Annotated in this window: 4 protein-coding genes; 1 reads left to right on the forward strand and 3 read right to left on the reverse strand. The window is 72.2% G+C overall.

Annotated elements, in window-relative coordinates; all coding sequences use genetic code 11:
- Positions 1-317: 317 nt before the first annotated feature.
- Genes WA805_RS21395 through WA805_RS21405 form a run of 3 tightly spaced genes read right to left on the reverse strand, consistent with a single transcriptional unit; the run spans position 318 to position 4,115 of the window.
- Positions 318-1,514 carry an MsnO8 family LLM class oxidoreductase gene (locus WA805_RS21395; protein WP_425243214.1) on the reverse strand — a complete coding sequence of 399 codons (1,197 nt, stop codon included), beginning with the start codon at positions 1,512-1,514 and terminating at the stop codon, positions 318-320.
- Positions 1,507-2,889: an NtaA/DmoA family FMN-dependent monooxygenase gene (locus WA805_RS21400; RefSeq protein ID WP_425243215.1), complete on the reverse strand. Its 1,383-nt coding sequence runs from the start codon at positions 2,887-2,889 to the stop codon at positions 1,507-1,509. Before WA805_RS21400 ends, WA805_RS21395 begins: the two co-directional genes overlap by 8 nt.
- Positions 2,886-4,115, reverse strand: a complete 1,230-nt coding sequence (locus WA805_RS21405; RefSeq protein WP_425243216.1) for an LLM class flavin-dependent oxidoreductase — start codon at positions 4,113-4,115, stop codon at positions 2,886-2,888. The genes WA805_RS21400 and WA805_RS21405 overlap by 4 nt, the downstream gene beginning before the upstream one ends.
- Before the next feature lie 252 nt (positions 4,116-4,367).
- Between WA805_RS21405 and WA805_RS21410 the strand changes: the two genes are divergently transcribed.
- On the forward strand, positions 4,368-5,670 hold a 1,303-nt coding region (locus WA805_RS21410; RefSeq protein WP_425243217.1), incomplete at its 3' end, for a hypothetical protein.

Here is a 5,670-nt window from a genome sequence, read left to right on the forward strand (position 1 = left end):
ACACGGAACCCGGCCAGGGGCTGTTTTGGGTTAGTGCTGGGGATTTGGCCCCTGAGGGGGGTCACATCCCCAGCACTAACGGGACTTGGTGACGCTGTGAACTATGCGGCCTGCGGGGCGACGTCGCCATTGCTAGAGCTCGTACGTCGCCTCGATCGTGAGGCGGCGGCGTGCTAGGGCATTGGCGCACACCGATAGAGCAGGTCAATTGCGCAATCGACACGTCGGCGAGGCGACCAGCGCCCTGATAACAGCAAGAAGCGGTCGGCCAGGCCGCCGACGACAGGCGCCGGGCGCGGGCGAGCGCCCGCAGCGGGTCAGGCCTGGCCCCATTCGCGGGCCAGCAGTTCGAAGGAGCGGACCCGGTCCGCATGGGAGTGCGTGATGGTCGTGACCAGCAGCTCGTCCGCGTCCGTCGCGTCCTGCAGCACTCGCAGGTGCTTGGCCACGGTCGCCGGCGACCCGGCGAACTGGGTATCGACCCGGTCCGAGACCAGCGTCCGGTCCTCGTCCGTCCACGGGTAAGCCGCCGCGGACGACGGCGACGGGAACCGCATCGCGCCGTCCCCGGTGCGGATTGAACGCACCCACAGCCCGTACCCCGACGCCAGCTCCCGCGCCTCGGCGTCAGTCGGCGCCACCACGACGTCCGCGGACACCTGCACATGCGGCGCCGCCAGCACCGCCGACGGCCGGAACGCGGCCCGGTAAGCCTCCACCGCCTCCAGCACCGTCGCCGGGCTGACGTGGTAGTTCGCCGCGAACGGCAGCCCGAGGGCGCCGGCCACCTGAGCGGACTGGCCCGCACTCGAACCCAGGATCCACACCTGCGCGTCCGCGCCGGTCCCCGGCACCGCCTCAACCGAAAGGCCAGACGTCGACACATACGTCCCGCCGAGGAACGCGAGGATGTCGTTCACCTGCTCGCCGAAGTCCGGCGTCCGCGCCCCCGCCTGCTGCAGCAACTCGCCCTGCAGCGCGAACCGCGGCGACCTGGCCAGGTGAGCGATCGAGAAGCGCCCGGGGATGAGCAGCCCGTTCACCGTCCGCGGGGGAGCCGGGGGAGCCGCGGGAGCCGGGGCCACCGACACCGAAGGCGCCGCGGACCCGCCGGCCGCCTGCTCCCTCGCGGCCTCCTCGCGCTTCTGCCCGGACCGGCCGAGCCCCAGGTCGATCCGTCCCGGATACAGCCCGGACAGCGTGCCGAACGCCTCCGCGACCGCGGCCGCGGTCTGGTGCCCCAGCTGCACCGCGCCCGCGCCGACCCGGATCCGCGACGTCACCGCAGCGATCGCCGCGATCAGCACCGCGGGCGACGACGACGCCACGCCGGGGGCGAAATGATGCTCGGCGACCCAGTACCGCAGGTAGCCGAGGTCTTCGGCGCGCCGGGCGAGGTCGAGGGTGTTCCGCAGCGCCGCCGTCGGCGTGGACCCCTCCACCACGGGGGCGAGGTCGAGGATCGACAGCGGCGCCGCCCGGTCAAGGGCAGGGCCGACGGCAGGGTCAGGCATCGGCGTGCTCCCTTCGAGCGGCGGCCCACGAGGCGGCGGGCCGCGCGGGCCCCAGCCCGAGACGGTCCCGCAAGGTCGTACCAGGCTCGTAAGACGTCCGGAACACCCCGCGTTCCTGCAGCAGCGGCACGACCTTGGCGGCGAACTCGTCAAGCCCGGCCGGGATCAGGTGCGGCACCAGGATGAACCCGTCGCACGCGTCGTCCTGCACGCTGCGGTTGATCTCCGCCGCCACCGAGGCCGGCGTCCCCGTGAACGTCTGCCGCCCGGTCACCTCGATGATCAGGTCGCGAATCGACAGGTGCCGCTCCTCGGCGAGAGCCCGCCACTTGCGCGCGACCGCCACCGGGTCGTCGTACATCCGGGCGCGCCCCTGGATGATCGACGGGGACTCCGGGTCGGGGTCGAACGGCGGCAGCGGCCCTTCGGCGTCGAACGACGACAGGTCCGTGTTCCACACCTGCTCGAGCATGAGGATCGCGGTCTGCGGGCTGACCTGCTGGCGCCGGATGTGCCGCGCGTGTTCCTCGGCCTCGGCCGGGGTGTCGCCGAGCACGAAGCTGGCTCCAGGCAGCACCTTCAGCGAGCCGGGCGACCGCCCGTACCGCGCCAGCCGCGACTTCACGTCGGCGTAGAACGCGCGCCCCGCGTCGTAGGTCGAGTGCCTGGTGAAGATCCCGTCCGCGCTGTGCGCCGCGAACTCCCGCCCGCCGTCCGAGTCGCCCGCCTGCAGGATCACGGGGTGGACTTGTGGTGACCGCGGCACGGTGAAGTTTCCGGAGATCCCGAAGTTCTCAGTCGAATATTCGAAACGTCCTCGCCTGGCTCCCGGCCGCAAGAACTCTCCGCGAGCGGGGTCGGCGACGATCGCGTCGCTATCCCAGGAGTCCCACAGTTCCCGCGTGGCCTGGACGAACTCGGCGGCGCGGACGTACCGGCCGCCGCGCTCCAGGTAGCCGCCGCGGCGGAAGTTCTCCCCGGTGAACGCGTCAGGCGAGGTGACCACGTTCCACGCGGCGCGGCCGCCGGACAGATGGTCGAGCGTGGCGAACTGCCGCGCGATCTCGTACGGCTCGTTGTACGTCGCCTGGATCGTGCCGGCCAGCCCGAGGTGCCCGGTCACCGCGGCAACCGCGGCGAGCACGGTCATCGTGTTCGGCCGGCCGACCACGTCCAGGTCGTGGATCTTGCCGCGCTGCTCGCGCAGCCGCAGCCCTTCGGCCAGGAAGAAGAAGTCGAACAGGCCCGCCTCGGCCGTCCGCGCCAGGTGCGCGAACGAGGAGAACGCGATCTGGCTGCCCGCCGCCGGGTCGCTCCACACGGTGTGGTTGTTGACGCCGGGGAAGTGCGCCCCGAGGATCACCTGCTTGGTCATGCGGCGCCAATCTGGTAGCGGCCGGCCCCGTATCGGTTTGCGGGGCGGGACAGGCCGAGACGCTCGCGAAGCGTGCTTTCCGCGTAGCCGGAGCGGAACGCGCCGCGGCGGCGCAGTTCAGGGACAAGCGCCCCGGTGATCTGCTGAAGGTCGTGCGGCAGCGCGCCGGGACGGAGCCGGTACCCGTCGAGTCCCGCCGCCTGTTTCCAGTCGAGCAGCAGGTCCGCCAGTTCGCCGGGAGGGCCGGCGACGACCGCGCAGTCCGTAGCGAAGTCGGCGCCGTCCAGGTCGTCGAGCCGCCGCTTGCGCGCCGTGGCGGCGCCGGGGGCCTCGTCGATGAACACCACGAGGTCCGCGTAGACCTGAAGAGGCGGCAGGGGACGTTCCGAATAATTCTCGGCGGCGCGGACCTCCGCCACGATCTGCGCGGCGTGCTCCGCGCTGGCGGGGGTCACGAAGACGACGTCGGACGCGCGGGCGGCGAGGCGGTAGGCCACGTCGGCGTGCGCGAGCGAGGCGACGACGGGCTGGCCCTGCGGCGGGCGGGGCGTGATGGACGGGCCGCGGACGGCGAACCAGCGGCCGTCGAAGTCGATGTAGTGCAGCTTGCCGCGGTCGACGAACCGGCCGGCCGGCACGTCGCGGATCACCGCGTCGTCCTCCCAGGAGTCCCACAGCCGCCGCACGACCTCGACGGCGTCGGCGGCCTCGTCGAACAGGTCGCTGAGGTGCGCGGCGACGGCGGGGTCGGTGACGTTCTCCTGAGTCAGCGGCGGGAACTCGCGGCGGCCGAAGTGCCGTGCCTCGTCCGGCGACGCCGCGACCCGCGGGCGCCAGCCGGCCCGGCCCTCGCTCACGTAGTCCAGGGTCGCGATGGACGTGGAGAGGTGGAACGGCTCCGTGTGCGTGGTGACCGCCGTGGGAACCAGGCCGATGCGCGTGGTCTGCGGGGCGATCCGCGCTGCGGTCAGCACCGCGTCCAGCCGGCCGCGCACCTGGTCGGTGCGGTCGTCAGGGCTGGCGAAGCGGCCGGCGGTCTGCAGGCCGAGAGAGTCTTCGATGGTCAGGAAGTCGAGGGCGCCGGCTTCGGCCTCACGGGCCAGGTCCGCCCAGTACCCGGCGCTGAACAGCTCCCCGGGCCGCGCGTCAGGCGCGCGCCAGGCGGCGGGGTGCCAGCCGGCCCCGTCGAGCGCCACCGCGAGGTGCAGTTCGCTGGTTTCCGGCATGACCGGCTCCTTCCCGCGGTGCGTCAACCCGTTACCGACGCTAACCGTCCCGCGGCGAAGCCGTCAAATCCGATCGTCTATATCGCCTGCTAGCTGGCGTCGGTTCCCTGGCTGCTCGCCGCCGGGGAGATCTGGAGCGCCGCGTCGGTGGCGGCGCTGCCGCTGCTGCTCATGAGGCACTAGCGGGACGCCGAACCTCTCTCGGTGGAAACCTTCATTCTTTTCTCAGATTCATCTGCTGTCATTCGCGTGATGAGGACTGACCCGTCGTTGCTGACCCGGCCAGCCGGGTCGTCTGCTGTCGCGCGTGTGCGCGGGTCCTGGCTGCCCCGTGGCGACGTGCTTCCTGTCTTGCTGCTCGCCCTGCTGCCGGCCGTGGTCTTCGGCATCCCGGCCCTGCTGGGGCACGCCGTCGTTCCCGGCGATGACATGACACAGAACTTCCCGCTGCGGGAGCTCGCGGGAAGCCAGCTTCGGGCCGGCCACCTGCCGCTCTACGATCCGTGGATCTGGAGCGGCGCGCCGCTTCTCGGCGGCTGGAACGCGGCTGCCGCATACCCGCTGACGTGGCTTTTCGCGATCCTGCCCGGTACCGCGGCGTGGACCGCCGGACTGATCTTGACTTGGGAGACCGCCGGGCTGGGGATGTTCTGCTTCCTGCGGGCGCTGCGACTCGGCCGGCTGGCCGGCTTCCTCGGGGCGCTGTCGTTCGCCTTCGCCGGTGCCATGTCCGCGCAGGTGAGCCACTTCGGCCTGGTGGCAGGAATGAGCTGGGTGCCGCTGGTGCTGCTGGCTATCCTGCGGCTCTGCCGGGACTCAGCCGCCCGGGGCGCGCGGTTCCGCTGGATCGCGGTGCTCACGGTGTCCGCCGGCCTGGTGATCCTGGCGGGCGAGCCGCGTGCCGTGGACGACGCGCTGGTGATCGTGCTGGGCTACGCCACCTGGATGATCGCCCGGCTAGGCCGCGACTGGTTTCGTGCGGCGGTTTCCGTGGCCGCGGGCCTCGCCCTGGGCGCCTGCCTTGGTGCGGTCCAGTGGCTGCCCGGCCTGGCGGCCGTCAGCACGTCGCAGCGGGCCGGCGGCTCGGTGGCCTTGTTCGACTCCGGTTCGCTGCCGGTCCGCTGGCTGCTGCTGACGCTCGTTCCCGACCTGCTCGGCGGATCAGGATCGCTGCGCCAGCCCGCGTTCTTCTCGGGATACAACCTGACTGAGGTGACGAGCTACGTCGGCATCCTCCCGCTGGTCGCCGCGTTCGCCCTGCTCGGCCGCCTCCGGCCGGGGCGGGGCTTGTCCCGCTGGCCGGAGTGGATCGTCTGGCACATCATCGGCCTGGCCGGGGCGGTGCTCGCGCTCGGCGGCAACACTCCGCTCGGCCCCCTGCTCTACCGGCTGCCCCTGTTCGGCGGTCAGCGGCTGCAGAGCCGCAACATTCTCGTGCTCGACCTGGCTCTTGCCGTCCTGCTCGCCTACTGGGCCGACCAGCCGGCGCCCACGCCCCGGCTGCGGCGGGGATTGCCCGGCTTTACCCGCGGCCGGCCCTGGCCGGAGACGGTCC

The sequence above is a fragment of the Trebonia sp. genome (assembly GCF_049794275.1).
Classification (GTDB): domain Bacteria; phylum Actinomycetota; class Actinomycetes; order Streptosporangiales; family Streptosporangiaceae; genus Trebonia.